Below are 25,809 nucleotides of genomic sequence, written 5' to 3' on the forward strand. Positions count from 1 at the left end.
TAGTGCCCGTCCATAAACGGTAAGCTGCTGAAATTACTGGAGGAATCACCAAATTTCCGCAGGAAAGGCCCGACGGTTTCAGGTACACTTTAGATCATACCACTGATTCTAAAGGGAAACCCGCAACCGCCGGAGCCGACAATGCGCCAAGAACGCACCGTCCAATCCAGTGTATTCGATCTTTTCGCCGAACACGAGATCGGCCGTGAGCTGAAAGCCATATCGCAGTGGCTGGACGAACATCGCGACCTGCTCGGGCTGGTGACGCGGGACCTGCGCCGGCATGGGGTCAGGGAAACCGGTCGCGCGGGCCTGCCGACGGAGGCCGTGCTTCGCTGCGCGCTACTCAAGCAGCATCGCCAGTTGAGCTACCAGGAGCTGGCCTTCCATCTCGAAGACTCCGCCTCGTTCCGAGCCTTTGCCCGGCTGCCGTGGGGATGGAGCCCGAAGAAATCGGTGTTGCACAAGACGATCTGCGCGATCCGGGCGCAAACCTGGGAAGAGATCAATCGGAGGCTGTTGACGAGCGCCCGGCGGGACAGGTTGGAAAACGGCAAGGTCGTACGTGTCGACAGCACCGTCACCGCAGCATTCATCCACACGCCAAGCGACAACAGCCTGTTATGGGACGCCGTGCGGGTGATGGTGCGGCTGCTCCACGCGGCCGATGCCCTGGGCAGCGCCACCCCATGGCATGATCACTGCCGCGCGGCGAAGAAGCGGGCCCGGACGATCGAGTATGCCCGCAGCCGTCTCCAACGGGTCAAGTCCTATCGCGAGCTGCTCAGGATCACCCACAAAACCCTGGCCTATCTGGACCAGGCGGCGGCGCAGTTGCCCCTGGCGACGGGCCCGGCCGGCGAACTCTGGCAGGCCACCGTCTGCCACTACCGGCCGCTGATCGAGCAGATCATCGCCCAGACCGAGCGGCGGGTCCTGGGCGGCGAGGCGGTGCCCGCCGGCGAGAAGCTGGTAAGCCTCTTCGAGCCGCATGCCGACATCATCGTCAAGGGCCGTCGCGATGTCGATTACGGCCACAAGCTCAATCTGACCACCGGCAGAAGCGGCCTGATCCTGGATCTCGTCATCGAGGCCGGCAACCCGGCCGACAGCGAGCGTCTGCTGCCAATGCTGGAGCGCCACATCGCCTTTTATGGCCAAGCGCCGCGGCAGGCGGCCGCCGATGGCGGCTTTGCCAGCCGTGCCAATCTGAGCCAGGCCAAGGCCTGGGGCGTGCGCGACATGGCCTTCCACAAGAAGGCGGGCCTCAAAATTGAAGACATGGTCAGGAGCCGCTGGGTCTACCGCAAGCTGAGGAACTTCCGCGCCGGCATCGAGGCCGACATCTCCTGCCTGAAACGTGCTTACGGTCTGGCCTGCTGCACCTGGCGTGGGCTAAGCCGCTTCAAGGCTTACGTCTGGTCCTCGGTGGTCGCTTACAACCTCGCCCTCTTCGCCCGCCTCACAGCCAGCTGAGCCCACTCATCGGGTCGCCCTCAATGGCATGCCGGCGAGTGCCGGCCGATACCTTACGCCCGCATGACTGTTGCAAACACTCTCGGTCGGCGATCTCACCGTCTCGCGCCATCACGTGCCGCAAAAACACCATGGATTGAGCCGCCAAACGACCTTGAACACTCGCAAAAACAGCGGTTTATGGATGCGCACTAGTCTAAGTGCCGCAAAAACACCATGGATTGAGCCGCCAAACGACCTTGAACACTCGCAAAAACAGCGGTTTATGGATGCGCACTAGTCTAGTGCCCGTCCATAAACGGCTATTTTTGCGGGATTTCCGGACGCCGATTATCGGCCGGAGCGGCGTTTCTGGCAATGGGGCGTGCACGGAGACTGCCAGTTGCGACAGTGGAGGCTGTCTGGCGACACTGCGCGCACAAGGGGTCGGCCGGCGGTTGCCGGCGTGCCGTTGAAGGCTGCGGTGACGGCTTTCATTTAAGACCGGGCGGCGCAATCTGCCGCCGCGCACCCCCCGGTCCTATGCGCTGCCGCTATTTACTCAGATCGTTTGACTTAATCGCGCCACCTGCGCTACGCTCGCGATACAGGGGCTGGTGGTGATGCTCAAGGGTACCAACCAGGAAGTGGGACGGCCACATAACCGGCGCATCGTTCTCGAGACGATCCGGCAGCACGGCCCCCTGCCCCGCGTGGAGATCGCACGGCGTATCGGCCTGACGACCCAGACGGTTTCTACCATCACTTCGGAGCTGCACGAGCGGGGCTTCGTCGCCCTGCGCCCGGGCGTGCCCAAGGGGCGCGGCTTCCCTGCCCCCTCACTCGAGATCAATCCCGACGGCGGCTACGCCTGCGGCGTGTATGTGACGCCGCGCGGGCTCGAGGCGGGACTGATCAACCTTTCCGGCAAGGTGCTCGCGCGCAAGGCTGTGAGCGCGCCGCAGATGTCGGCGGACACGGCGTTCGCGCATATCGGGGCGATGGTTAGGGAGATGGTCGCGGACTGTCCGCGGGAACGCTTCATCGGCGCGGGGATGGCCATGCCCGGCCCGTTCGATATCGAATCCATGAGCTTCGTCGGCCCCACCACAATGGAAGGCTGGCGCGGTGTCGATGTTGGCGACCGCCTCCAGAAGGCGGTCGGCTATCCCGCCTTCGTGGAGGTGGACAGCGCCGCCGCAGCCCATTGCGAGCGCCTCTACGGCGTCGGCGAGGAGTTGTTCAACTTCTACTACCTTTACATGGGCGTTGGGCTCGGCGGGTGCGTCATATATGACGGGCAGGTGATCAGAGGTGCTTGGGGCAACGCGGGCGAGATAGGACATGTCCCGCTGGTGCCCGATGGAGACCCCTGCCCGTGCGGAAACCACGGCTGTCTGGAACGCTATCTCTCGCTCGAGGCCTATGCGCGGCGCACGCCGGTGATCGGCGAGGCGGGTTGGCTGGAGGAGACGGCGCCTCTTCTGCGCTCGGCGATCGTGACCATAGAAAACCTGTTCGACCCCGAGACGATCGTGCTGGGCGGGCTCGCGCCGGTGGAGCTCAGACTCAAGCTGCTGGCCTTGACGGCGGACCTGCCCAACTCCCTAGCCGCGCGCCAGGATCGTCAGCACCCGCGGGTTATTCTTTCGCGGTGCGGAACGGACGCCGTTTTGCGCGGTGCCGCTTCGCTGGCCATCACCCAAGTGTTTTCGCCGCGCTTGCCCGCTCCTCCCCGGGCGGCCGGCGACTTGTTCGCAAAAGCCGGGAGGGCCCGCATTGAATGAAAAACCACCGCTCCTGAAGTTGGAGGCGATCCGTAAGCACTTCGGCGCCATCGAGGCGCTGAAGGGTATCGATATGGAGATCAACAGCGGCGAGGTCGTCGCGTTGCTGGGCGATAACGGTGCCGGCAAGTCGACGCTCGTCAAGATCGTCTCCGGCGATCTGCGACCGACCGCGGGCCGGATCGTCATGGAGGGCGAGGAGCACGACTTCGCCTCCCCGGCCGAGGCCAAGGCGGCAGGGATCGAAACCGTCTATCAAGATCTCTCCTTATGCACGAATGCCGATGTCGTGGCCAATTTCTTCATGGGCCGCGAGATCACCAAGCGTTTCCTCGGCATCCCAATCCTGCAGGAACGCGAGATGGAGGCGGTCGTCGCACAGGCGATGGCGGACGCGGGAACGCAGATCCCCTCGCTGCGGACCAATGTTGAGTACCTATCGGGCGGCCAGCGCCAGGCGATCGAGCTCAACCGCTTCGTCCACTGGGGCGGCAAGCTGGTCCTCCTCGACGAGCCTTTCGCCGCGCTTGGCGTGGAGCAGACGCGGCGCGGGCTGGAAACGGTCCGCCAGGTGGCCTCGCGCGGCATCGGCGTGGTCGTCATCACGCACATCATGGCGCAGGCCTTCCAGGTTGCTGACCGGATCATCGTCATTCGACACGGCGTCGTGGCCGGCAATGTGCGGCCCGAGGAGACCACCTCCGACCAGGTCATCGACATGATAACCGGAGGTTCCCTGTCCGGCGCCGGTAAGGGCAGGGGTTAGGGGAACAGTGGTCCGGCAACTGGAAAGAAGGAGTCCAGTCCATGAGGAGAATCGTTAGTACGCTCGCAGGCGCCGCCCTCGCCGGCGCTGCATTCATGTCATCGGCCCTGGCCCAGGAGAAAGGCACGATCTACTACATGGTGCCCACGCTGCTCGACGAGTTTCAAACCGAGTCGGTCAACGCCATCGAAAGCTTTCTCGCACAGGTGGGCTACGAGACGGTGACGCTGAACGCCGACAACAAGACCGACGTCCAGCAAAGCCAGATGAACGACACCATCCTGCTCGACCCGGAGGCGATCGTCATCGCGCCGGTCGACTTCAATGCCCTGACACCCTCGATCGAGCGGGCGCGCGAGGCCGGTGTTCCGGTCATGATCTTCGACCGCCAGATCACCTCCACCAAGGTCGACTTCACATCGGTCGCCGGGACGGTCGAGATCGGTCACATCGCCGCGCGCGAGATCCAGCGCCTGCTGGAGGAGAAGAACGGCTCCGTCTCGGGCAAGGTGCTGCAGGTGCTCGGCGATCCCGGCGATCCCTACACACTGGACATCCAGCAGGGCTTCGAGGAACGCATGGCCGACCATGCCGACGTGGAGATTATCTCACTGCCGGCGATGCAGTGGGAGGCCTCCAACGCCGGCTCCATCGTCGCCGACCAGCTTCTGGCCAATCCCGACATCGACCTGATCTTCGTGCACGCGGCGCATCTGGCGGTGGCCGCCGTCGCCTCGCTCGAGGCCGCGGGCAAGAAACCGGGCGATCTCCTGCTCGTCTCGTCCAACGGTGCGCCGGTGGGGCTCGACCTGATCCGACAGGGATGGGAGCAGGTGGAGGTGGAACAGCCGCTCTACGCCCAGGCGGCGGCGATCGCCATGTTCGCCGACAAGGTGGTCAACGGCGAGGAAATCGCGCCCGGCACGTACGATGTGCTCGGCCTCGAATCGGAACTGACCATCGAGGAATGGGGGCCAAACCTGAAGATCCCCGGTGCCGCGATCACCAGCGAGAATGTCGACGAACCGCGCTTCTGGGGCAATCTGACGCCCCCGAGTGACCCGATCAAGCCGGTGGAATAGGCCGGATAGGCCGGATCGGACCATCCATCCAGCCGGCCCGCACACTGCGGGCCGGTCTCTGCCGGGACAGGATCGCCAGATGACGCCAGCGCGCCGCGCAACAATCGAATTCCTGCTCGACAATCTCGTCTGGCTGATGCTGATTGTCGTCCTGATCGTGTTTTCGCTTGCCGTTCCACGATTCTTCCAGTTCGGCATTTTCGCCAATATCGTCGAACAGTCCACATTTGTCGGCGTCATGGCGATCGGGCTGGCGATCGTGATCATCTCCGGCAATCTCGACCTTTCGGTCGAGTCGACGGCCGCTCTCAGCGCCATGGTGACGGGGCTTCTCTTTGCCACCCAGGGTATTGGCCTGGGGCTTACGCTGGAGCCGTCGTGGCTGATGTTGCCGGTCTCGCTCCTTCTGGCGATGATCGTCGGCGCCATCATCGGTTTTATAAATGGATTCTTCGTCGTCAGGGTGGGCATGGCAGCCTTCATCGTCACGCTGGCCTCGTTCATCTGGGTGCGCGGACTGGTGGTCGCCGTATCGGGTGGGCGCTCTGCGCAGAGCTTGGCACCTTCCATCCGCATCATCGGCACGGCCGACATCCTCGGCATTCCGCTCCTGGCCTGGATCTCGATAGGCTTTTTCGTGCTCTTTTCTGTCCTCATGGCCAAAACGCCGTTCGGGCGCTACGTCACGCTCGTGGGCGGAAACCGCGAGGCGACCTACCGCGCCGGCATCGACAGCGACAGGATCCTCTGGGCGAGCTTCATCATCGCCGGGCTGCTGGCCGGCGTCGCGGGTTGGCTGTTGGCGATCCGCACCTCCGGCGCCACGGCCAATCTGGGCGCGGGCATGCTGTTCAACGCTTTCGCCGCGGTCGTCATCGGCGGCATCAGCCTGAAGGGCGGTATCGGCAAGCTGCCGGGAGTCTACGCTGGCGTCCTGCTGCTCTATTCGATCCACACAGCGATCAATCTGATGGGGCTGCCGGCGCACTACACACAGATGATCCTGGGCGGGCTCGTGCTCGCGGCGGTTCTGCTCGACACGTTGAAACTGAGGCTCAGGGAGAGATTGCTTTGACCGGACGGCTGAAGGATCGCGTCGCGCTGGTGATCGGTGGCGCGCGCGGCATCGGCGGCGCCATCGCCGACCGTTTCACCAGCGCGGGCGCGAAGATCGCGCTGGCGGATGTGGAGGAGGAGGCGGGCGAGGCGCGCGCAAGTGCCCTTGACGGCATTTTCGTGCGCACCGACATTTCGCGTCCGGAGGACGCGGAGGGGGCGGTAGCGGCCACCGTCACGTATTACGGGCGGATCGACATCCTGGTGCAGAATGCGGGCATCTATCCCTGGACGCTGATCGAGAACATCAGTCCGGAAGAGTGGGACCAGGTCTTCGCCGTCAACATGCGCGGAACCTTCCTGGCCGCGCGTGCCGCGCTACCGCACATGAAAGCGCAGAGATACGGGCGCATGGTCTTCACCTCCTCGATCACCGGCCCACACGTCACCAGCCCGGGCCACGGCCACTACTCGGCGACCAAGGCCGGCATCAACGGCTTCATCCGCGCTGCAGCGCTGGAATTCGCTGGCTACGGCATCACCGTGAATGGAGTCGAACCCGGCAATATTCTTACCGAAGGCATGAAGGCTCACCGCAGCGAGACGTTCATCCGGCATATGGCCGAGTCGATCCCGCTCGGCCGGCTCGGCACGCCGGAGGATGTCGCCAACGCCTTTCTTTTCCTCGCCTCGGACGAGGCCGCATATATCACGGGCACGACCATCGTCGTGGACGGGGGCCAGCTCCTGCCCGAGGGGAACGATTTCAGGATCAACCCGGAATGAGCGGGATGGACATACAGGGGTAGTGCGACATCGATCCGGTGGCCGGGGGCGGCCCAGGACATCACCTTTCGCAACCGGTAGTAAAGCCATGACGAATTCATCCATTTCTCCCGCTGGAACCTGCGCCAGGTTATCAACGCGTCCGGCACGATGACGGTGCTGGGCGCCTCGCGCACCGTGCCCGAGGCCCAGCAGGCAATAAGTGAGATCGCGGACGCGTTCATTCCACTCGATGATCTCCTGGACCTTGCTTCGGAGGCGATCCAGCGGCTTACCGGAGCAGAGGCCGGTTTCGTGACGGCCTCTGCTTCGAGCGGCTTGGTATTGGCGGTGGCCGCCTGCATGACGGGCTCCGACCGCGGGCGCATCATGCGGCTGCCGGACACGCAGGGCATGCGCACGGAGGCGATCATCCAGGTCGGCCATCTCGTCGACTACGGCACCACGGTGGAGATGTCGCTCAGACTACCAGGAGGCAAGCCCGTCCTCGTAGGTTCCGTCAGCCGGACGCATGACTTCCAGATCGAGTCTGTGGTCAGCGAACGGGCGGCCTGCATCGTGTACGTCGTCTCGCATCATACGGTCCAGTACGGCATGGTGCCGCTGGAGCGCGTAGTGGAAATCGCGCATGCGCGTGACGTGCTGGTGATCGTCGATGCGGCGTCGGAGTATGACTTGCGTGGGTTCCCGGAGAAAGGCGCCGACGTCGTCATCTACAGCGGGCACAAGTTCCTGAGCGGCCCCACCTCGGGAATGATGGCCGGTCGGAAGGACCTCATCCACGCATGCCGCCTGCAGAACCTAGGGGGTGGGCCGTCCCATGAAGGCCGGCAAGGAAAGCATCGCCGGCCTGATCGGCGCGCTGGAAGCTTGGGAAAAGCGTGATCATGAGGGCATCCGCCGCGAGGAGGACCGCAAGCTGAATGTGATCCTGAAGACACTGGACGGCCTACCTGGGCTGATAGCACGGAAGGTGCCGGACCCGACCGGCAACCCGCTCGACCGGATCATGTTGGCCGTTCTCCCCGAGGAGGCCGAAATGACAGCGGCGCAGATGGCCGAGGCACTCGCCCGGGAGACCGTACCAATCATCGTGCGCGGCCACGAGGTGGAGCTCGGGCATTTCTTCATCGACGTGTGCAACTTGCGGGACGGTGAAGAGACTATCGTGGGCAAGGCCATCGCGCGCCTGGTGAGATGATGCCCTAAAGGGAGGTGGATGGAAAGCAAAAGGGACGCACCCTTCATCGTGGGAACGCTGGGCGCTCGCGGAGTGTCTTTGCCGCTGCAAGGCTCAAGCGCCGCCGCATTCACGGCTAAACAGTTGTTATATCTGGATATGTAGTGATTTATGCCGAAAGTGGTTGCGGACCTCCCACCATTAATCAAGACCTGAGTCGCGGCGGTAACCGCGCAAAGGCTCAGGGCGCTGCCTTCCTTTTTGGATCATAGCGCCGTGCTCGGTCCGTCCAGGACGCTTCGCGCCGGCTGTCGCCAGTGCCGAAAGCGGCATCCTGGACAGACCTTGCGCGCGGCGCTCTGCCGGGTGGCAGGTCGGGACGGAGGGATGGTCGCCGCGGTCCAAAGGGATGGTCCGACCCTCAGGCGGCGGCCGGCGCGCTCGCATGGCTGGGCTCGAACAGCGTTTGCCGATGAAGGAGCGTGCAAGCGACAGCGAGCAGACGGTCTGCCACGGTGCGCAGGGCCCGCCCGTGACTGTGGCCGCGTTGTCGCAAGGCGACGTAGCGCCGACGGCAGCTCGCGTCGCGCTGGCTGGCAACCCGCGCCCAGTGATAGAGCGCGTTGGCCAGCCGCCGATTGCAGGCATAGCGCCGCACCACGAGACAGCGTTTGCCGCTGCGCAGGGTGACAGGCGCCACTCCTGCCAAGCTCCGCAAGGCATGATAATCTCGCCGATGCAGGGGCTGCCACGCCTCCGCGAGCAGTGTGGCGATGACGATCCTTCCAGTTCCCGGCATGGAGCGCAGGATGGTCACGTCGCACTGCTCGGCCCCCTGCCCCCGCCGCACTCTCCCCGGCATCCGCCAACCGGTCGCACAGCGCCTCCAGTTGACGATGGGCCGCCTTGAGCTGCCGATCGACCAGCTCGAGCCGGTCGATCACGAGGCGGATGTGCGCCGTGGCTGCCGCCACCGTTCCGGAGCCGACCGCAAGGGGTTTCTGTCGCAGGGTTTTGAGCACCGCCGCGGCGTCCAGCCGGCGGATCCGCTGAGAGCGCAGCAGACGCTCAACCGTTCTTTGCCGCAGCCGCGCCGCATCGGCCGGCGTCGGCGCCAGGCGCCACAGTGCGATCCGCCACGCAGCCGCGGGATCGCCGCCAAAGTCGAGCATTTGCGGATAGTAGCGCCAAAGCTGTTCGCGCAACCGGTTGGCAAGCCGGTTGCGCTCCTGCTGCAGGTCCTCGCTCATGCGCGACCACTCCCGCAACTCGATCACCAGCGGATCATCCAGCGACAGGCTGCGAAAGGCTGGCCGGTCGGTGCGCAAGGCACTGGCCAGGACCTGCGCATCGCGCCGGTCATCCTTGGCGCCGGCAACGCTGAAGCGGTCGCGGAAACGATCGAGCTGTTTGGGATTGACCGCATAGACGTGGAATCCCCGCTCCAGCAGCGCTTCCACCACCGGCCCATGCGGCACCTCGATCGCGACGGCGATCGCAGCCGGCGCGGCACCGGTCCTGTCCGTCAGCCAGTCACAAATCTCGGCAAGACCACCGCCGCCATGCAGCACCGAGCGTTCCCCAACGGGCTCCCCGCCCGCATCCAGCAGACACAGCTGGTGGCGCTCCGTCGCCCAATCGATGCCTGCAACCATCGAACCTCTCCTGTCATGGTCAAGACCTCCCTCATCGGCTGGACCACCGCGACACGCGCCCTTCCCTGTACTGGCGCTCGACGGCGCAACCTCCCACCGGACATCCGTCGCGGCCGTCCCGCCGGGGCACCAGTCCGCAACAGGTGCTCACCGCACAAGGGGCTTTGGGTCGCTCCCGACGGGAAGGCCCGGTCACGCCAGTCTACAACTCACACCAGCGCGTCGACATGAAAAGGTACAGGGGGCCCGCAGCCGTCGATATCAGCAGGGTCTTTTCCAGACAGCGGCATGATGGGCCAACATAATCCAAGTTTACTCTCGATAGCTCATTACAGAGTGCGCCTTATCCTCTCCAGTTCGCAATGTTTGCCGCCCAACGGTGAACGCATAAAAAGACTATAGGCTCGACACTCGCAACGCCACGATGGGCCTACCAACGAAGGAAGTGGACGTCAAAGTAGCGCTAATTGCCGGTCATTGAACCGGCGCGTGATAAACGGCTCAAGCCGACCCACTTCGGTCGTCTGGCTGAAATGCTTGGAAGGCTGCAAACCGGCGAAATGTTGCCTTTCACATTGTTGGTCGAGCAGTGGGGGATGGAACTGAGCCGCCTATAACGCCCGTCAGCATTTCTCCTCGACGAGGGATTTGATATCGGCGAAGCTGGAGAAGATCACCGAGAAGCGGTCGCCGGCCATGCCGGCACCGAGAATCACCGCAACGCCCTTTGGCGGCCCCGTCTCCACGCTGTCGATCTTCAGGCGGATGTTCTTTTCCCAGTAAGGCGTCTCCCGGCCGTCCTCCGTCCTGATGAAATAGCTGTCGCCGCAATGCCGGATGGCGCTAACCCGTGCCCGCGGGGGCATATCGCGTATCGGCTCCGGCGCTCCTGCACGAAGCCAGCCCGCCGGGATGAGGCCGTCGGCCACCGCTTTCTCTCCGCCGCCGGGCTTTCCCGCGATTTCGAGAAATGCAACGAGATCGGCGCGCGCCTGGGGATCGGCAATTCCCTGGAACACCATATAGGTGCCCGGTATCATCGACTCGGGATCCTTCAGCCAGCCGTCGAGCGCGGCCGCGTTCCAGGAAAAATCCGCTGTCTTCAACTCGTCCGAATAGCGCACGAAGCCTTCGGCCGTCCCGGCCGTCCGCTCGAAGACATCGCCGAGGCTCGGGCCACTGAGGTGCAGCCCCGGTTCCAGCGCGTGGCAGGCGACACACGCACGATAATGTTGCGCACCGCGTGTCGGGTCGCCGTCGGCGAGCGCGTCGGACGTTGTGTGAAAGCCGACGAGGGCCGCTGCGGCGAAAACGGTTGCTCTCATGTCGGTTCCTCCCCTTCAGCGATGCCGATGATATCCGCCGCGACAGCCCGATCAAAACCTGGAAGCCGTTTCCAAAAGTTCAGTGGAGGAGACGGCTTGAGCGGAAGCGCCCGCGATCAAGCAAACTTGAACCTATGCCGCTTGGTGATCTGTTACTGTGAACGCGCTCAGGCCTTGAGGGCTCCTTACGCAGTCTTCCTTCGATGCGGGTCCAATTGTTCGTGTTCATCCTATCCGTTCTGGCTGCGTTTGCCGGGATTTTTTCTCTCCTCTGGCTGATGTGCCAAGTTTTGGATCACGATTGGCTGGTCATGCTGCACATGTATTTCACGCCGATCATCCTGTCGGTCGCCCTCGGCATTGTTTTAATTCTCACGTCCAATCGGCGGATGCTTGTCCGCAGGAAGCGCGCACCAGGAAACCATCCAGTGGAGCGGTGAGCTGGGTTCGTCGCGCAGACGCTCCGCGCCCTCCCCCGCCAGGTCGTCGAGAATCGGACAATCTGGTCGATCGTCGCCCTCGCAATGTGCGATGAGATGTTGGAGCGTCCGCTGCGTGGCCTGAAGTTCTGCTAGCTTCCCGTCGAGGACAGCCATGTGAGCCAGGGCGAGCGCCTTGACGTCCGCACTTGCCCGGTTCTTGTCCTGCCAAAGGGTGAGCAACTGGCGGATATCGTGCACCGAGAACCCCAGTCGGCGGGCGCGGTGGATGAAGCGCAGTGTGTGAACGTCCTTCGCACTGAATGACCGATAGCCGGACCCGGTGCGGATAGCAGCCGGGATGAGGCCGGTGTTTTCGTAGTAGCGGATGGTTTTTGCCGATATGCCCGAAGCCTGCGCAGCCTGCCCGATGTTCATGATCGCCTCCTCACGGCGTCGCCGTGACCGCCCTAATGCCCTCACTTGATTCCATACTGGCGCCCACCGACACGGGGGGCCGGAAAGTCTTGAGCCGGAGCGCATTGGTGACAACGAAGACGCTGGAGAACGCCATGGCGGCGGCGGCAAGCATGGGCGAGAGCAGGACGCCGAAGGCCGGATAAAGCACGCCAGCCGCCACTGGGATCAGCGCGGTGTTGTATGCAAAGGCCCAGAACAGGTTCTGCTTGATGTTCCTGAGCGTGCTGCGGCTCAAGCCGATGGCGTTGGGCACGCCGGTCAATTCGCCCGACATCAGCACCACATCCGCACTCTCGATCGCCACGTCGGTGCCGGTGCCGATGGCGATGCCGACATCGGCTTCGGCAAGGGCCGGCGCATCGTTGATGCCGTCGCCGACAAAGGCCAGCTTGCGACCCTGTTCGCGGAACCTGTGGAGAGCCTCCACCTTGCCGTCGGGCAGGACTTCGGCCACGACCTCATCGATCCCAAGTCGCTTTGCGATGGCTTCCGCCGTGCGCCGATTGTCGCCGGTGATCATCGCGATCTTCAGGCCGAGTTGGTGCAGCGCCTCGATCGCGCGGGGCGTCGTCGGCTTGATCGGGTCGGCCACGGCAAGGATCGCCGCGAGCTTACCGTCGATCGCCGCATAAAGCGGCGACTTCCCCTCGTCGCCGAGTCGCCCCGCGACATCCGCAAGGCGCCCGGTATCGATCCCGAGCCGGGCCATCAGCCGGTCGGCCCCGACCGCAACCGCGCGACCGGTAACCATGGCGCTGACGCCGAAGCCCGGTATGGCTTCGAACGATTCGGGACCGCCAATCGCCAGACCAGCCTCTTTGGCGGCTTCCACGATCGCCTCGCCGATCGGATGTTCCGACCGCGTTTCGACGGCGGCGACCAACGCCAGAACCTCGTCGCGCTCAAATCCGTTCTCGGTGATAAGATCGGTGAGCTCCGGCCGCCCCTTGGTCAACGTGCCGGTCTTGTCGAGCGCAATCACTTCCGCCCGGCGCAGCGTCTGTAACGCCTCGCCATTGCGGAACAGAATACCCATCTCCGCCCCTCGGCCGATGCCCACCATGATGGAGGTTGGCGTGGCCAGCCCCATGGCGCAGGGGCAGGCGATGATCAGGACGGTGACCGCCGCCACCAGCGCGAAGGTGAGCGCCGGCTCCGGCCCGAAGCCGAACCAGCCGAGAAAGGTGATCAAGGCAACCCCCATCACCGCCGGGACGAACCAGGCCGTCACCTTGTCGACCAGCGCCTGGATCGGTAGCTTTGCCGCCTGCGCCCGCTCCACCATCTGGATGATCTGAGCAAGGACGGTGTCCGCCCCCACCTTAGTGGCGCGGAAGGAAAACGATCCGGTCTTGTTGATCGTGGCGCCGACAACCGTGTCGCCGGCGCCCTTGGCGACCGGCATCGGCTCGCCTGTGATCATGGATTCGTCGACGAAGGACGAACCCTCGGTCACCTCGCCGTCGACGGCGATCTTTTCGCCGGGTCGCACGAGAACCAGGTCGCCGACCTTGACCTCATTGAGCGGCACTTCGACGGCTTCGCCCTCGCGCAGGATTCTGGCCGTCTTGGCCTGGAGGCCCATCAGCCGCTTGATCGCCTCGCTGGTGCGGCCCTTGGCCCGCGCCTCCAGAAAGCGGCCGAGCAAGATCAGGGTTATGATCACCGCTGCGGCCTCGAAATAGACGTGCCGCGTGCCTTCCGGCAGGAGTCCGGGCAGGAAGGTTGCCACCACCGAATACAGCCAGGCTGCCCCCGTGCCGAGCGCGACCAGGGAATTCATTTCGGGCGTCAGGCGCATGAGCGCGGGAAAGCCCTTCTTGAAGAACCGCAAGCCCGGCCCGAAGAGGATCACGCTGGTGAGCGCGAACTGGAGATACCAACTCGCCTGCAGGCCGATACGATCGGCGACAAATGTCTCAATCGTGGGGACCAGATAAGCGCCCATCTCCAGCGCGACCACCGGCACACTCAAGATCGCGGCAAGCATGAATGAGCGCGCGAGGCTTCTTGTTTCGCGTTCGCGCGCGTCGGCCTCATGATCGGCGGGTTCATCCGGGACAACGCGCCGAGCCGCGTAGCCGAGCCGTTCGACCGCGGTTTCCAGATCTGCAACGCCTACGACATCAGATACAATTTCGACGGAGGCCTTTCCCGTAGCGAGATTCACCGTAGCGTCCGTCACACCAGGCACAGCCTTCAAGGAGGTCTCAATGCGACCGACGCAGGAGGCGCAGCTCATACCTTCGATCGAGAAATCGATGCTTTCGGTCTCCACTCCATAGCCGGCATCCTTGATCGCTCGGATGACGGCCTCCGCATCGGGCGGTCCCGAAAAGGCAATATCTGTGTGTTCGGTCGCCAGATTGACCGAGGCGGACACCACACTTGGAACCGCCTGGATGGCCTTCTCGACCCGACCGACGCAGGAGGCGCAGTTCATGCCTTCGATGGAAATGCTAAGCCGGCGGGGCACGGCATGAGCCGGTAGGCTCCTATTTTCTGATGCGACCAAGGATGCCATGATTGTCGTTCCTGCTCGATTGATCGCAAGAAGAGATAAAGGTTCCAGCGGTGGTAAGGTCAAGGGCTGAGGGAAATATTCGATTGGCCCTGAAGTTGTGATGTGGCCTGTGACGATCAGTCTCTCAAAGTGGTGATTGGCAGTGGAACGCCAATTCTCTATATTGCCAATGTGATGAAAACCGTCCGTTGCCTCTTAGCTGCTCTGCTGCTCCTCGTTTTCGGGGGCGGAACGGTTTTGGCTACCGCACAGAGTGGCGATATGGTTCAGCCTGCCATTGAAGCGTCGGTTGACCAACCGATGCCGGGCGGCTGCAACGACTGCGGCGGCAATGACAATGCCATGACCACGACGGCATGTTTCGCTTTTGGAACCTGCATGCAAGCCGTCGATTCTCTTGCCGCGGACTCACTGCCGCGGCCGGATTCCGTCATCTATCCGACCGTTGCCGAGCACATCACAGGCTTCACGGGCTCGCCCGAGCCCTTTCCCCCCAAAGCATCCATCCTCTCCTAGGACGGGCCTCACCGCTCGACTGAGGTGATTTCCCGTCCGGGGTCCGGGTGAGCACGCTTTTGCGTGCCCAGCCTTCTTGGACCGTATCCGCCGCAGGCTTTTGCCTGTGAGGAAACACTCCAATCAGCGAGGATGGGATGTCTTCCAATTCTCAAACGGCTCGCATCCATGCGAGCACCCCGTCATCCCTTTCGGGGGAGCCGGTCGATACGGTCGATCCGCCATCCATCCGGCGTCGCCGTTTGATTGTCGCGGTGCCGGTCGGCGTTTTCGCAGCACTTGCGGTCGTGCTCGGCTGGGGGCTGAGCCGCAACGCTCAGATCATCCCCTCGGCCCTGATCGGCAAAGAGGTGCCCGAATTCAGCCTGCCGCCGGTCCAGGGGCGTACCCTTGGCCTGTCGAGCGCCGACCTCAAGGGCGAGGTCTCGCTCGTCAACGTGTTTGCGTCCTGGTGCACGGCCTGTCGGGAAGAGCACCCGGTCTTCATGGAGCTCAAGAGGACCGGCGCCGTACCCATCCACGGCATCAACTACAAGGACCGGCCGGGTGACGCGGAAAAATGGCTCAACACCATGGGCGATCCGTATACGCGCACCGGCGCTGACCTCAACGGACGAGTGTCGATAGATTGGGGCGTGTACGGCGTTCCGGAGACCTTCGTGGTCGACAAACAAGGCCGGATTGCCTTCAAGCATCTCGGTGCCGTCACCCCGGACGTCTACCGGACGAAGCTCGCTCCGCTGATCGAGGAGCTCCGGAAATGAAGAGCGCTACCAAGAGTAAGGCGACTGCCACCATCATTGGCGCCGTCTTGTTCCTTGTCGCGGTTGGTGCCTATCAGTATTTCGCGATCAGGCAGCCCAACGAGCCTGCGGTATCGAGCGCGCCGCAAGCTGTATCTACGGAGACCGCGAGCAGCGATAGCTCCTTCGTGCTGCACGAGACGCCGCAACCGGTATCGGAACTCTCCTTCGTTGATGGAGATGGCCGCGAGATGTCCCTGGCGGCTTTCCGCGGCAGAACGATCCTGCTCAACATCTGGGCCACCTGGTGCGTGCCATGCCGCGAGGAAATGCCGGCACTCGACCGGCTCCAGGCAAAGCTCGGCAGTTCCGATTTCGAAGTCGTCCCACTTTCGATCGACCGCGACGGGCTCCCCAAGGTCAAGGCCTTCTATGACGAGCTCAGCCTGAAAGCTCTCGGCATCTATGTCGATGCCTCCGGCAAGGCGGCCTACCGGCTCAATACGGTCGGCATCCCCACGACCCTGCTGATCAATCCAGAGGGTCTGGAAACCGGACGTCTGGTGGGGCCCGCCGAATGGGACAGCCCGGAGCTGGTCAACTTCATCCAACAGAAACTCGAGAAGACGCCCGACGAGGCGAGCTGACCTTCTCTTTGAACACGGGATTCCACCATGAACAGACCGTACAGACTTTGGCTCATTCCGGTCCTTGCCGCTGCCGCGACAATCGTCGGCCCGGCGATGGCGCAACAGGAGCCGCTGCCCGCTACGTCAGGCAGTGAAATCAACCAGAAGGAAGGGGGCCAATTGGCGCCCAGCCGCTTTGGCGGGCACGTCCACGCATTGGCGGTGAATCCCGAGACGAAGGAACTCTTCCTGGGCGCCCGGCCGATCTACCGGAGCACCGACAACGGAAAATCCTGGACTGCAATCGAGGGCATTCCAAAAAGCGAAGAGCGGGCCAACATCACGTCGATCGCGATCGACCCGAGCGATCCGCAGGTGATGTATGCGACCGGTCACGGCATCGGCGTGGTCAAGAGCGCGGACGGTGGCAAAACCTGGGAGGCCGCCAGCTCAGGCCTTGGCGGGCTCTCCACGGAAGGGTTCACTATCGACGGCAAGGACCCGAACACGCTTTATGTCTGGGTGCTGGGCAACGGCCTTTACCGCAGCAAGGATGCGGCAACATCCTGGCAACGGGTCGATGACGGACCCAAAAAACAGGAGATCCGCAGCCTCGTCTCCGTCAACAGCCCGACCGGCATGGGCGGCATCTGGCTTTACGCCGGGCTCGACGCCGGCGTGATGAAGAGCCCCGACTGCTTCTGCGGTTGGGATCGACTCCCGAACGAAGGCCTACCTGAGGGCCGCGTCTATAGCCTCGCCGTCGATCCCTCGGACCCGCAAGTCCTTTACGCGGGGCTGCGCCCGGGCGTCTTCAAGACCATGGACGGCGGGCAAAGCTGGAAATCAGTCACCGATCTCGTCGAGGACGCGGTAGTGACGGTCAATGCCGGTGATCCGAGCCAACTCTATGCCATTGGCGCGGACGGGACCCTCATCGTCAGCCCGGACGCCGGAGAACACTGGACAACGGTGGAGGCCGACGATGCTGAAGGCTAATCCGAGACCGGAAACCTTCGCCAGGGCCAGGACCTGGCTAATGCCTCTGCTCGTCGTAGCGGTCCTTGCCGGTGGCGTCGCTATTGGAGCCTACCGGGCTGTCGCACCGGAGGCGCCTCAGGCGGATTACAGTCATATGATGCCGGCGAAGGCGACACCCGGCGCAACGCTCGCCATCGACCGGGAAGAGGCCGAGCTCGGCGTGCTGGCGGTCGACGATGTGGGGCGAGCGCAATTCCGGCTGAAGAACACGGGTAACGAACCTGTCGAGATCAGCCAGGTCCGCACCTCGTGCATGTGCACCTTCGCCGAAATCGCCCTGCCGGCCGGCAAGAGCCCTGAATTCAACATGGCGATGCACAACGATGCCGCCGCGAATGCCTGGAAGGGCGTGCTTAATCCCGGCGATGAGGCGGCCGTCACCGTCATCTACAAGCCGGCGCTGATGCCGGTCGAAGGATCCGTCGCGCGCAACGTGAAGTTCGCCACCACCGACCCGCAGAATCCGCACGTCGAACTCGGCGTGCACGCAACCGTCAAAGGGGGTGCGGCCGGCTGATGGCTCGCCAGAGACCAAAGTCACAGCAGCCAGAGAAGAAAGAGAAACGTCCATGAGCAATTCCGTATCCGAAACATCGCTGAGCGCGGACATATTCCGCTACATCCGCTACCAATTGCGCGGCCGACGCGGCCTAATCGTCGCGGCAATCGCAGTTGGTATCCCTGCACTCTGGATCGGCTGGCCATGGCTGGTGGTGGCAGGGATTGCGCCCATTCTGCTCGCGCTCGCGCCCTGCGCCATCATGTGTGCTCTCGGTCTTTGCATGCGGCATGGCGCCTCCGGCGCGAGCGACACCGACGCGAGCAGTTCCAACCTCTCCAGCGGCGAAGCGAGCTGTTGCTCGAAACCGCAATCGGTCGACGATACGACCGTTTCGATGACTGCAAGCAAATCGGCTGAGGGATCGGCGGAGCCAGTGGCTGCGGAAGCTCCGCTTCCAGCCAATTCGAACTCGGTTGACGACGACAAAGAGGATCAACCCGAGGCGGCCGGACCCCTGTCCGGTGCGACCATCAAACAGGAAAAGGAGAAATTCCAGTGAACAGGATATCGAAAACCATTGCGATTGCAGCCGGCCTTGCAGGACTTGCCGCCGCCCCGATCGCCTTTGCGCAGGACGATACGGACACCAAGCAGCCGGATCAGTCGCAAGGCATGCAGGAGATGATGCAGGGCGGCGGCATGGGGATGATGCCGATGATGGGCATGATGTCCCAGATGAACGAGATGATGAGCACCTGCAACAAGATGATGCAGGCCATGATGCAGGACATGCCTTCCGAGGAGGGCGAGCAGCCCGACAACAAGGGTTAGCTGCACAACGGGAGGCGGATCGGTGGACTTACCGATTCGCCCTCCCCTTGTCGGCCAAGGAGGACGCCATGAAATCCCTTATACGCCTGTTTGCCGCAACCGCGGCCGTTGTCGCCGTGGTCGCCCTGGCTCCCCCAATCGCTTCGGCGCACTCGCTCAAAGACGTGCAGCAGGACCTCTTCGACACGGAGAAATATTTCGAAAGCAGAAACGAACCCGCCCCGGAATTTGCGCTTCAGGACGCCGACGGCAATCCGGTCGATCTGGAAGGCCTTCAGGGCAAAGTCGTGGTGCTTCACTTCATCTACGCCGGTTGTCCGGATGTTTGCCCGTTGCATGCCGATCGGATCGGCGAGATCCAGGAGATGGTGAACGAGACCCCGATGAAGGACCGGATGCAGTTCATCACCATCACCACCGATCCGGAGCGCGATACGCCGGAGGTGCTGGAAGGGTATGGCCCCGTCCACGGCCTCGATCCGTCGACGAACTGGGTCTTTCTGACGAGCGGCCCTGACAAGCCCGAGGACACCACTCGTAAGCTCGCCGAGAAGTTCGGCCACAAGTTTATCGTCACCGAAGACGGATTTCAGACCCACAGCGTGGTCACCCATATCATCGATCAGAACGGCCAATGGGTGGCCAATTTCCACGGTCTCGGCTTCGAGCCGACGAACCTCGTTCTCTTCATCAATGGCTTGACGAACGCGAACGTCCCCCATCACGAAGAGCCCGCCTCGCTGTGGGACCGCCTCCGCTCCCTGTTTTAGAAAGAAGAAGATTGAAACCAACCATGTGGAAACAATTCAGAATCGGAATCGTCACCGTCGCCTTGACGGCAAGTCCGACGATGACTCATGCCGCCGAAATTGCCGTCACGCTCCATGAAGTGACGATGGAGGGCATCAGCAGTGAGATCGGTCAAATCCGGTTCGAGGACAGTGAATACGGCCTGCTGATCAAGCCCGACCTCCATGGCCTGCCGCTGGGGCCGCATGACACCCACCTCCACGAGAATCTTGACTGCGGGCCTGTAGAGCTCGACGGCGAACTGATCCCCGCCGACGCGGCCGGTGGTCATTATGGCCCCCACAAAACCGGTCGCTTGGAGGGCCCATACGGCAACGGCGCTCTGGGTGACCTGCCAAACCTGATCGTTGAGCACGACGGCGCCGCCACGATCCCCGTACTTGCCCCCCGTCTCAAGGTTGAAGACCTGCACGGACGCGCAGCTGTGATTCATGCCGGCCCGGGCCGCTATGGAGAAGGTCACGCCAGTCACCACCACGATGAAGCCAGCGCCCGCCGTATCGCCTGTGGCGTCATGGATAGCGGCAAAAGGCACCGTCAACCGAGGAATCTCGCATGAAACGTCACATGAACCCGCTGATCATCGCCGCAACGCTGGCACTGGCTATAGCTGGCGGCACCGCCGGTTGGCAGAGTCAGGCTGGGGAGCGCGTTCCCCTTGCCGAGGTCTCCCATATTCATGGGATTGCGGTCGATCCGGCCGACCCGCAGCGCCTCTATCTCGCCACCCATTACGGTGTCTGGCACACCGCGCCGGACGGCACGGCGGAGCAGATATCCGATAACAGCAACGACTACATGGGTTTTTCCCCGCATCCCAGCGAAGCTGACGTGTTCTTCGCCAGCGGACATCCGGTGAGTGGCGGCAATATGGGCGTGATCGTCTCGCGAGACGGCGCCCGGAGCTGGCAACAATTGGCGAGCGGCGCTGACGGACCGGTCGATTTCCATGCCATGGATGTTAGCCCGGCCGATCCCAACGTCATTTACGGCCTCTACGGTAGGGTGCAAGTCAGTCGGGACGGTGGCAAAAGCTGGGAGATTGCTGGGTCTCCACCTGCCGACGTGTTCGATCTCGCCGCGTCCGCCGTCAATACGGACATCGTCTATGCCGCGACCCGAAACGGGCTGATGGTCAGCCTCGACGGTGGCAAGAAGTGGAATGCCACAGGGACCGAGGGACGGCCGGCGAGCATGGTCGAGACCGCCCCGGACGGCTCGGTCTACGCGTTTGTGTTGGGGTCAGGCCTGATGAAGGCGCCGGCCCAGGCTCTCGCTTGGCAGCCAGTCGCCAACGGTTTCGGAGAGCAAATCCTCCTCCACCTCGCGTTCGATCCTAGCAATCCGGACCGCATGTTCGCAGTCACAGGGGAAAGCAAGATTCTGACCAGCACCGACGGCGGCAAGAACTGGACCGCCTTGAGTTCGTGAGGCGAAGGAAGAGCATGCATAGCAACCAGCATCTGCCCGGATCGGCCCTTCCCGAAGGTCGCCGGAATAGCCCCGAGTTCTCCTTGCGGCGGAAACGCCGAACGGCCGCGATGCTTGCCGCTCTCGTGCTTGGCATGGTGGGGCTGAGCTTTGCGGCGGTCCCTCTTTACCGGCTGTTTTGCCAGGTGACCGGCTACGGAGGCACGACGCAAGTCGCTACAGCGGCGCCGGAACAATCCGAGCGCAGGATCACGGTCCGCTTCGACGCCAATGTCGCCGCCAACATGGCTTGGGCGTTCAGCGCTCCGAAACCGGTCGAGCTAGCCCTCGGTGAGACCGGACTGGTGGCTTACACAGGACGCAATCCGACCAATCGCCCGATTCTCGGCACGGCCACCTACAATGTCACGCCAGCCCAAGCAGGGGTCTATTTCAACAAGATCCAATGCTTCTGCTTCACCGAGCAGTTGCTGATGCCGGGCGAGGAGAAGGAGTTTCCCGTCAGCTTCTTTGTCGATCCGGCGATCGAAGACGATCCGGACCTGGCTTCAGTTACCACCATCACGCTCTCCTACACCTTTTTCGACAAGGGAGCGGAAGCCCTGGAAAAGTACATGGCCTCTCATGGGATCAAGGCTGCTGAGCTGAAGGATCAAGAGCGATGAGCCACTTTTACGCCAAAAGGGCAGCCGCTGCTGTTTCCCCGTTCACTGGCGATCGGAGCCTGACCCATGTCTAAGCCAACTGCCGGCCTTGCCGCCGCGATCGCTCCTTCGGCCCTCGCCGTGCTCTTCTCCGGGCTGGCGTTACTTTTTGCCACCGGGCTGCTCGACGCCGAAAGGCCGGTCTCGCGCAATTTCGAAGCGCAGGCGCGGCAGTATCTGCTGCAAAATCCGGAAATCGTCGTTGAAGCCCTGCAACGGCTGGAAGACCGCCGGCAGTTCGCGGAGGCGAATGAGTTGCAGACGCTGATCGCGGAGCGGCGCGACGATATCTTCAACGATGCCGCGGCGCCAACGGTCGGTAATCCGGAAGGCGATGTCACGCTGGTCGAATTCTTCGACTACAACTGTCCATATTGCCGGAAGGCGGCCCCCGACATCCAGCAAGCCGTCAAGGACGACCCCAGTCTGAAGCTGGTGTTCAAGGAATGGCCGATCCTGGGGCCGGGTTCCGAGTTCGCCGCAAAGGCGGCGCTCGCGTCCCACAAGCAGGGAAAATACGAGGCGTTCCATAACGCCCTGATGGGCTTTCCCGGCCGGGTCAGCGAGAGTTCCACCCTAACCATCGCGGGGGATATTGGCCTCGACGTTGAGCAGCTCAAGCGGGATATGGGAGACCCGGCCATCGCAGACATCATTGCGCGCAATCGCGCGCTCGCCAACGATCTGCGCATCACCGGCACGCCGACCTTCGTAGTCGGCGACGAAATCATCCGCGGGCTGGTCGACCTCGCCACGCTGCAGCGCTTCATCGCCGACGCGCGCGAAAAGCCTGAGGGTTAATACAGTGTTCGAGATATCCAATATCGGCATTTTGACAGCGCTTGCGGCGGGTGCGATCTCGTTCCTCTCGCCGTGCGTGCTGCCCCTCGTGCCGGGCTATATCTCCTATGTCGCCGGCAATGCCGCCGTCGCCGGCGGACCATCCCAGTCTGTCGGCAGCCGGCTTTCCACATTGCTTCTCAGCACCTGGTTCGTTCTCGGCTTCTCGACCGTCTTCGTTGCACTTGGGGCAAGCGCGACGGCAATCAGCCGCCTCCTTTTGGCGTACCGCTACGAAACCAACATTCTCGGAGGGGCGATCATCATCGTCTTCGGGCTGTTTATGACCGGCCTTGTGCGCTTACCGTGGCTTCACCAGGAGATTCGCTTTCATGGCAGCCTGGCCGGCGGCCGGCCGCTCGGCGCCTATGTTTTGGGCCTCGCTTTCGGCTTTGGCTGGACACCCTGCATCGGACCGGTTCTTGGAGCGATCCTCACCGTCAGCGCGCTGTCCTCAACCGCGTCGAACGGGATCGCACTGCTCAGCATCTATTCCATCGGCCTTGGCGTACCCTTCCTGCTAGCGGCGTTGTTCACCGAAAGCCTCACCAAGCGGCTGAAAGGTATGAAGCGCACCGGACGCCTGCTTCAAATGGCGGCTGGCGCGATCATGATCGTCATGGGTGTGGCGATGATGACCGGCACCATGACGACCTTCTCGTTCTGGCTGCTCGAGCAGTTCCCCATTCTCACGAAAATCGGCTGAGGAGGACCTTCCTATGACCCCCAAATTGCGAGCTCAGCAAAGCGACGAACGACCTATCCATTTCTGGCGAGCAAAATAGTTAGGAGAATCCACTGATGAAATCGTACAACTTGCGACGACCGGATTTTCTCGACCGTCGAACTTTTCTTCGTCTGGGCGCCGCCGCTTCCCTGCTTGGTCTGGGTGGCTGCTCAACGACGCAAATAGCTCAGCCCTTCGTGCGAGAGACCGCTTCCCGGTTTCCGGTCGCGGAGGGTGGTGTCTCCGGGCTTGAAAACGATCTTACCTACTACGCAGCGATGTACGCGGCGCGGCCCGAGGAAGAATTCCCGCTTCCGGCCATCCCCGTTGAACGCATCGATCCAGTCTATTTTCGGCAACTCGTCGCGAATCCGACCGGCGAGCGTCCGGGCACGATTGTGGTCAATACTGCCAATCACTTTCTCTATCTGACCCACGAGAATGGCAAGGCGATGCGCTACGGCGTCGGTCTTGGCCGCGCCGGCTTTGAATGGGCCAGGCGCGCTGGAAGCCGCCCGACGAAATGGTCGCCCGCCAGCCCGAGCTTGAACCCTACAGCATCGCCAATGGCGGCATGGACCCGGGTCTCACCAATCCGCTCGGAGCACGCGCGCTCTACATCTTCCAGAACGGCAAGGATACCCTCTACCGCATTCATGGTTCGCCGGAATGGTGGACAATCGGCAAGTCCGTGTCATCGGGCTGCGTCCGCATGTTCAATCAAGATGTGATCAATCTCTACGAGCGTGTCCCCAACGGCACACCGATCCTGGTAACCAGCCTCAGCCCGACCACGCCAGATCTGTTGGGTTGAACGTCTTCTTTAGCTTACTTCACGCCACGGCAGGCCGCCTGCGCCTGCGGCGGCGCAAGTGCTTTCCGAGCCGATAGGCAAGAAGCACGGCGACGATCGCGAAATAGACGAGCGGCTCCATGGGCCAGGACTTCACCACCAGCAGATAGTGCGCGGCGGCCGCCGCGGCCGCCAGATAGACCCAGCGGTGAAGCTTGGTCCAGGCGCTTCCCAGGCGCCGTACCATGCGATCGTTCGAGGTGACGGCAAGCGGTACCAGAATGGCGAAGGCTAGCATGCCGAAGGTGATGTAGGGACGCTTGACGATGTCGGCCGCGATCGCCTGCAGGTCGAGCCGATAGTCGATCAGCATGTATGTCGTGAAATGCAGAAGGGCATAGTAAAATGTCAGCAGCCCGAGCGTGCGGCGGTAGCGCAGAAGGCTGATGCCGGTGAGGTCGCGCAGCGGCGTCACCATCAGCGTGGCGATCAGGAAGCGCAGCGTCCAGATTCCGAGTTCCTGTTCCAGCGTCCTGACCGGATTTGCGCCGAGCTGGTTCGTGAACCCCAGATAGAAGACCCATACGGCCGGAGCGAAGCCGACCCAGTAGAGGGCGGCGCGCAGCAACCGGAACCGTACCGCCGGGGACGGTCTCAGCTTCTTGGCGACATCAGTACTCTGCAGCATCAGTAGAACTTGGTGAGATCCATGCCGGCATAGAGGTGGGCCACCTCCTCGCCATAGCCGTTGAACTTCAGCGTGGGTTTCCGCTTGGCGAAGAGCCCCTGGCCGATCGGCAGCTCCGTCGCCTGGCTCCAGCGCGGATGGTCGACCTCCGGATTGACGTTGGAGTAGAAGCCGTATTCGCGCGGGTTCTGCTTGTTCCACGAGGTCGGCGGCTGCTCCTCCATGAGCGTAATCCTGACGATCGACTTGATGCTCTTGAAGCCATATTTCCACGGCACGACGAGCCGGATCGGCGCGCCGTTCTGGTTGGGCAGCGTCTCCCCGTAAAGGCCGATCGCCAGGATGGTGAGCGGATGCATGGCTTCGTCGAGCCTGAGCCCCTCGACATAGGGCCAGTCAAGCACGTTGAAGAACGCACGCAGGCCGGGCATCTCGTTCGGCCGCATCACCGTCTCGAACGCCACGAACCTGGCGCTGCCCAGGGGCTCCACCCGGTTGAGCACCTCCGACAGCGGGAAGCCGACCCACGGGATGACCATGGACCATCCTTCGACACAACGCAGCCTGTAGATGCGCTCCTCCAGTGTCACTGGCTTCAGGAGGTCGTCCAGGTCGAACTCGGCCGGCCGCGAAACGAGGCCATCCACCTTCACAGTCCACGGCTCCGTGGTGAGGGTGTGGGCGTTTTTCGCTGGGTCTTCCTTGCCGGTGCCGAACTCGTAGTAGTTGTTGTAGTTCGTGATGTGTTCGAGCGCGGTCGGCTCCTCGTCGGTCGACAGCGGGCTGGGCGAGGCTTCAAGCTGCGCCGCCTCCGCGCGCTGTGGCGCCACAGCGGCGGAAAGCCCTGCGGCGGCTGCACCCAGCATCAGGCTGCGACGGTTGAGATAAACGTCGCGCGGCGTGATCTCCGACGGACGGACAAGTGGTGCATGCGAAATCAACATCGATGAATCCCTGAGGTGGCGATCCCTAAGGAAGGCGGGCCATATAGTAGCATCGGGCCCGCTTCTGGAAATTCATATCTGCACACAATGTCGTG

At 62.9% G+C, this 25,809-nt stretch carries 27 protein-coding genes and 2 pseudogenes; 22 read left to right on the forward strand and 7 right to left on the reverse strand.

The genetic code is table 11. The features are described from left to right. Positions 1 to 141: 141 nt before the first annotated feature. The 8 genes from GM910_RS11165 (at position 142) to GM910_RS11200 (ending at position 8,133) form a co-directional block, all read left to right on the forward strand. A complete protein-coding gene (locus GM910_RS11165; RefSeq protein ID WP_159587633.1) occupies positions 142 to 1,476 on the forward strand; it encodes an ISNCY family transposase in 1,335 nt (444 codons plus the stop codon). 602 nt (positions 1,477 to 2,078) lie between these two features. Then, positions 2,079 to 3,242, forward strand: coding sequence for an ROK family transcriptional regulator (locus tag GM910_RS11170; protein WP_246226006.1), 1,164 nt, complete (start codon positions 2,079 to 2,081; stop codon positions 3,240 to 3,242). Next, positions 3,235 to 4,008 carry an ATP-binding cassette domain-containing protein gene (locus GM910_RS11175; protein ID WP_246226007.1) on the forward strand — a complete coding sequence of 258 codons (774 nt, stop codon included), beginning with the start codon at positions 3,235 to 3,237 and terminating at the stop codon, positions 4,006 to 4,008. Before GM910_RS11170 ends, GM910_RS11175 begins: the two co-directional genes overlap by 8 nt. Before the next feature lie 95 nt (positions 4,009 to 4,103). Continuing rightward, positions 4,104 to 5,090, forward strand: a complete 987-nt coding sequence (locus GM910_RS11180) for a sugar ABC transporter substrate-binding protein (protein WP_425482674.1) — start codon at positions 4,104 to 4,106, stop codon at positions 5,088 to 5,090. 79 nt (positions 5,091 to 5,169) lie between these two features. After that, complete coding sequence (locus tag GM910_RS11185; protein WP_159587636.1) at positions 5,170 to 6,165, forward strand: ABC transporter permease; 996 nt, start codon at positions 5,170 to 5,172, stop codon at positions 6,163 to 6,165. Beyond that, on the forward strand, positions 6,162 to 6,932 hold the full coding sequence (locus GM910_RS11190) for an SDR family oxidoreductase (protein ID WP_159587637.1): 771 nt from the start codon (positions 6,162 to 6,164) through the stop codon (positions 6,930 to 6,932). Before GM910_RS11185 ends, GM910_RS11190 begins: the two co-directional genes overlap by 4 nt. 132 nt (positions 6,933 to 7,064) lie before the next feature. Further along, positions 7,065 to 7,817: an aminotransferase class V-fold PLP-dependent enzyme gene (locus GM910_RS11195; RefSeq protein ID WP_281354891.1), complete on the forward strand. Its 753-nt coding sequence runs from the start codon at positions 7,065 to 7,067 to the stop codon at positions 7,815 to 7,817. Continuing rightward, the gene (locus tag GM910_RS11200; protein ID WP_159587639.1) at positions 7,753 to 8,133 is read left to right on the forward strand and encodes a hypothetical protein; all 381 of its coding nucleotides are present in this window, start codon (positions 7,753 to 7,755) and stop codon (positions 8,131 to 8,133) included. Before GM910_RS11195 ends, GM910_RS11200 begins: the two co-directional genes overlap by 65 nt. Before the next feature lie 400 nt (positions 8,134 to 8,533). On the opposite strand, the gene GM910_RS27225 is transcribed toward GM910_RS11200, so the two are convergent. From GM910_RS27225 to GM910_RS11220, 5 genes and pseudogenes are all read right to left on the reverse strand, one after another. Then, positions 8,534 to 8,974 carry a transposase gene (locus GM910_RS27225; RefSeq protein ID WP_343032982.1) on the reverse strand — a complete coding sequence of 147 codons (441 nt, stop codon included), beginning with the start codon at positions 8,972 to 8,974 and terminating at the stop codon, positions 8,534 to 8,536. Positions 8,975 to 9,347: 373 nt separating this feature from the next. Then, positions 9,348 to 9,767 (reverse strand): annotated as a pseudogene (locus GM910_RS27230) (IS110 family transposase); the annotation flags it as partial. Between the two features lie 623 nt (positions 9,768 to 10,390). Beyond that, positions 10,391 to 11,092 carry a c-type cytochrome gene (locus GM910_RS11210; RefSeq protein ID WP_159587640.1) on the reverse strand — a complete coding sequence of 234 codons (702 nt, stop codon included), beginning with the start codon at positions 11,090 to 11,092 and terminating at the stop codon, positions 10,391 to 10,393. A 365-nt stretch (positions 11,093 to 11,457) separates the two neighbouring features. Further along, the gene (gene cueR / locus GM910_RS11215; protein ID WP_159587641.1) at positions 11,458 to 11,949 is read right to left on the reverse strand and encodes a Cu(I)-responsive transcriptional regulator; all 492 of its coding nucleotides are present in this window, start codon (positions 11,947 to 11,949) and stop codon (positions 11,458 to 11,460) included. Between the two features lie 10 nt (positions 11,950 to 11,959). Then, positions 11,960 to 14,515, reverse strand: coding sequence for a heavy metal translocating P-type ATPase (locus tag GM910_RS11220; protein ID WP_159587642.1), 2,556 nt, complete (start codon positions 14,513 to 14,515; stop codon positions 11,960 to 11,962). Positions 14,516 to 14,617: 102 nt separating this feature from the next. Here GM910_RS11220 and GM910_RS11225 point away from each other — a divergent pair, with 102 nt between their 5' ends. The 14 genes and pseudogenes from GM910_RS11225 to GM910_RS11290 all read left to right on the forward strand — a co-directional run bounded on the left by GM910_RS11225 (position 14,618) and on the right by GM910_RS11290 (position 24,103). Beyond that, positions 14,618 to 15,031, forward strand: coding sequence for a hypothetical protein (locus tag GM910_RS11225; protein ID WP_159587643.1), 414 nt, complete (start codon positions 14,618 to 14,620; stop codon positions 15,029 to 15,031). A 242-nt stretch (positions 15,032 to 15,273) separates the two neighbouring features. After that, positions 15,274 to 15,795, forward strand: a complete 522-nt coding sequence (locus tag GM910_RS11230) for a DsbE family thiol:disulfide interchange protein (RefSeq protein WP_246226008.1) — start codon at positions 15,274 to 15,276, stop codon at positions 15,793 to 15,795. Next, entirely contained in the window at positions 15,792 to 16,421 is a 630-nt protein-coding gene (locus GM910_RS11235) for a TlpA family protein disulfide reductase (RefSeq protein ID WP_159587645.1), read from the forward strand. Before GM910_RS11230 ends, GM910_RS11235 begins: the two co-directional genes overlap by 4 nt. 96 nt (positions 16,422 to 16,517) lie before the next feature. Beyond that, positions 16,518 to 17,402, forward strand: coding sequence for a WD40/YVTN/BNR-like repeat-containing protein (locus tag GM910_RS11240; RefSeq protein ID WP_159587646.1), 885 nt, complete (start codon positions 16,518 to 16,520; stop codon positions 17,400 to 17,402). Continuing rightward, positions 17,389 to 17,961 carry a DUF1573 domain-containing protein gene (locus tag GM910_RS11245; protein WP_159587647.1) on the forward strand — a complete coding sequence of 191 codons (573 nt, stop codon included), beginning with the start codon at positions 17,389 to 17,391 and terminating at the stop codon, positions 17,959 to 17,961. Before GM910_RS11240 ends, GM910_RS11245 begins: the two co-directional genes overlap by 14 nt. 52 nt (positions 17,962 to 18,013) lie before the next feature. Beyond that, a complete protein-coding gene (locus tag GM910_RS26935) occupies positions 18,014 to 18,505 on the forward strand; it encodes a hypothetical protein (RefSeq protein ID WP_201285475.1) in 492 nt (163 codons plus the stop codon). Then, positions 18,502 to 18,777: a hypothetical protein gene (locus GM910_RS11255; protein ID WP_159587648.1), complete on the forward strand. Its 276-nt coding sequence runs from the start codon at positions 18,502 to 18,504 to the stop codon at positions 18,775 to 18,777. Before GM910_RS26935 ends, GM910_RS11255 begins: the two co-directional genes overlap by 4 nt. Before the next feature lie 47 nt (positions 18,778 to 18,824). Next, positions 18,825 to 19,547 carry an SCO family protein gene (locus tag GM910_RS11260; RefSeq protein ID WP_246226009.1) on the forward strand — a complete coding sequence of 241 codons (723 nt, stop codon included), beginning with the start codon at positions 18,825 to 18,827 and terminating at the stop codon, positions 19,545 to 19,547. A 23-nt stretch (positions 19,548 to 19,570) separates the two neighbouring features. Beyond that, a complete protein-coding gene (locus GM910_RS11265; protein ID WP_159587649.1) occupies positions 19,571 to 20,146 on the forward strand; it encodes a superoxide dismutase family protein in 576 nt (191 codons plus the stop codon). After that, entirely contained in the window at positions 20,143 to 21,018 is an 876-nt protein-coding gene (locus GM910_RS11270) for a WD40/YVTN/BNR-like repeat-containing protein (RefSeq protein ID WP_159587650.1), read from the forward strand. Before GM910_RS11265 ends, GM910_RS11270 begins: the two co-directional genes overlap by 4 nt. 14 nt (positions 21,019 to 21,032) lie before the next feature. Then, positions 21,033 to 21,683 carry a cytochrome c oxidase assembly protein gene (locus GM910_RS11275; RefSeq protein ID WP_159587651.1) on the forward strand — a complete coding sequence of 217 codons (651 nt, stop codon included), beginning with the start codon at positions 21,033 to 21,035 and terminating at the stop codon, positions 21,681 to 21,683. Positions 21,684 to 21,803: 120 nt separating this feature from the next. Then, a complete protein-coding gene (locus tag GM910_RS11280) occupies positions 21,804 to 22,523 on the forward strand; it encodes a DsbA family protein (protein ID WP_159587652.1) in 720 nt (239 codons plus the stop codon). 4 nt (positions 22,524 to 22,527) lie between these two features. Beyond that, positions 22,528 to 23,268 (forward strand): cytochrome c biogenesis CcdA family protein, encoded by a 741-nt coding sequence (locus GM910_RS11285; protein WP_159587653.1) that lies wholly within the window; start codon positions 22,528 to 22,530, stop codon positions 23,266 to 23,268. A 95-nt stretch (positions 23,269 to 23,363) separates the two neighbouring features. Next, positions 23,364 to 24,103: pseudogene (locus tag GM910_RS11290) on the forward strand (L,D-transpeptidase). Between the two features lie 19 nt (positions 24,104 to 24,122). On the opposite strand, the gene msrQ reads toward GM910_RS11290, so the two are convergent. Together msrQ and msrP are read right to left on the reverse strand one after the other, a co-directional pair. Next, positions 24,123 to 24,770 (reverse strand): protein-methionine-sulfoxide reductase heme-binding subunit MsrQ, encoded by a 648-nt coding sequence (gene msrQ, locus GM910_RS11295; protein ID WP_159587654.1) that lies wholly within the window; start codon positions 24,768 to 24,770, stop codon positions 24,123 to 24,125. Continuing rightward, on the reverse strand, positions 24,770 to 25,714 hold the full coding sequence (gene msrP / locus GM910_RS11300) for a protein-methionine-sulfoxide reductase catalytic subunit MsrP (protein WP_159587655.1): 945 nt from the start codon (positions 25,712 to 25,714) through the stop codon (positions 24,770 to 24,772). Before msrP ends, msrQ begins: the two co-directional genes overlap by 1 nt. Between the last annotated feature and the right edge of the window lie 95 nt (positions 25,715 to 25,809).

This window comes from Chelativorans xinjiangensis (assembly GCF_009812055.1).
In the GTDB taxonomy this organism is placed as follows: domain Bacteria; phylum Pseudomonadota; class Alphaproteobacteria; order Rhizobiales; family Rhizobiaceae; genus Chelativorans; species Chelativorans xinjiangense.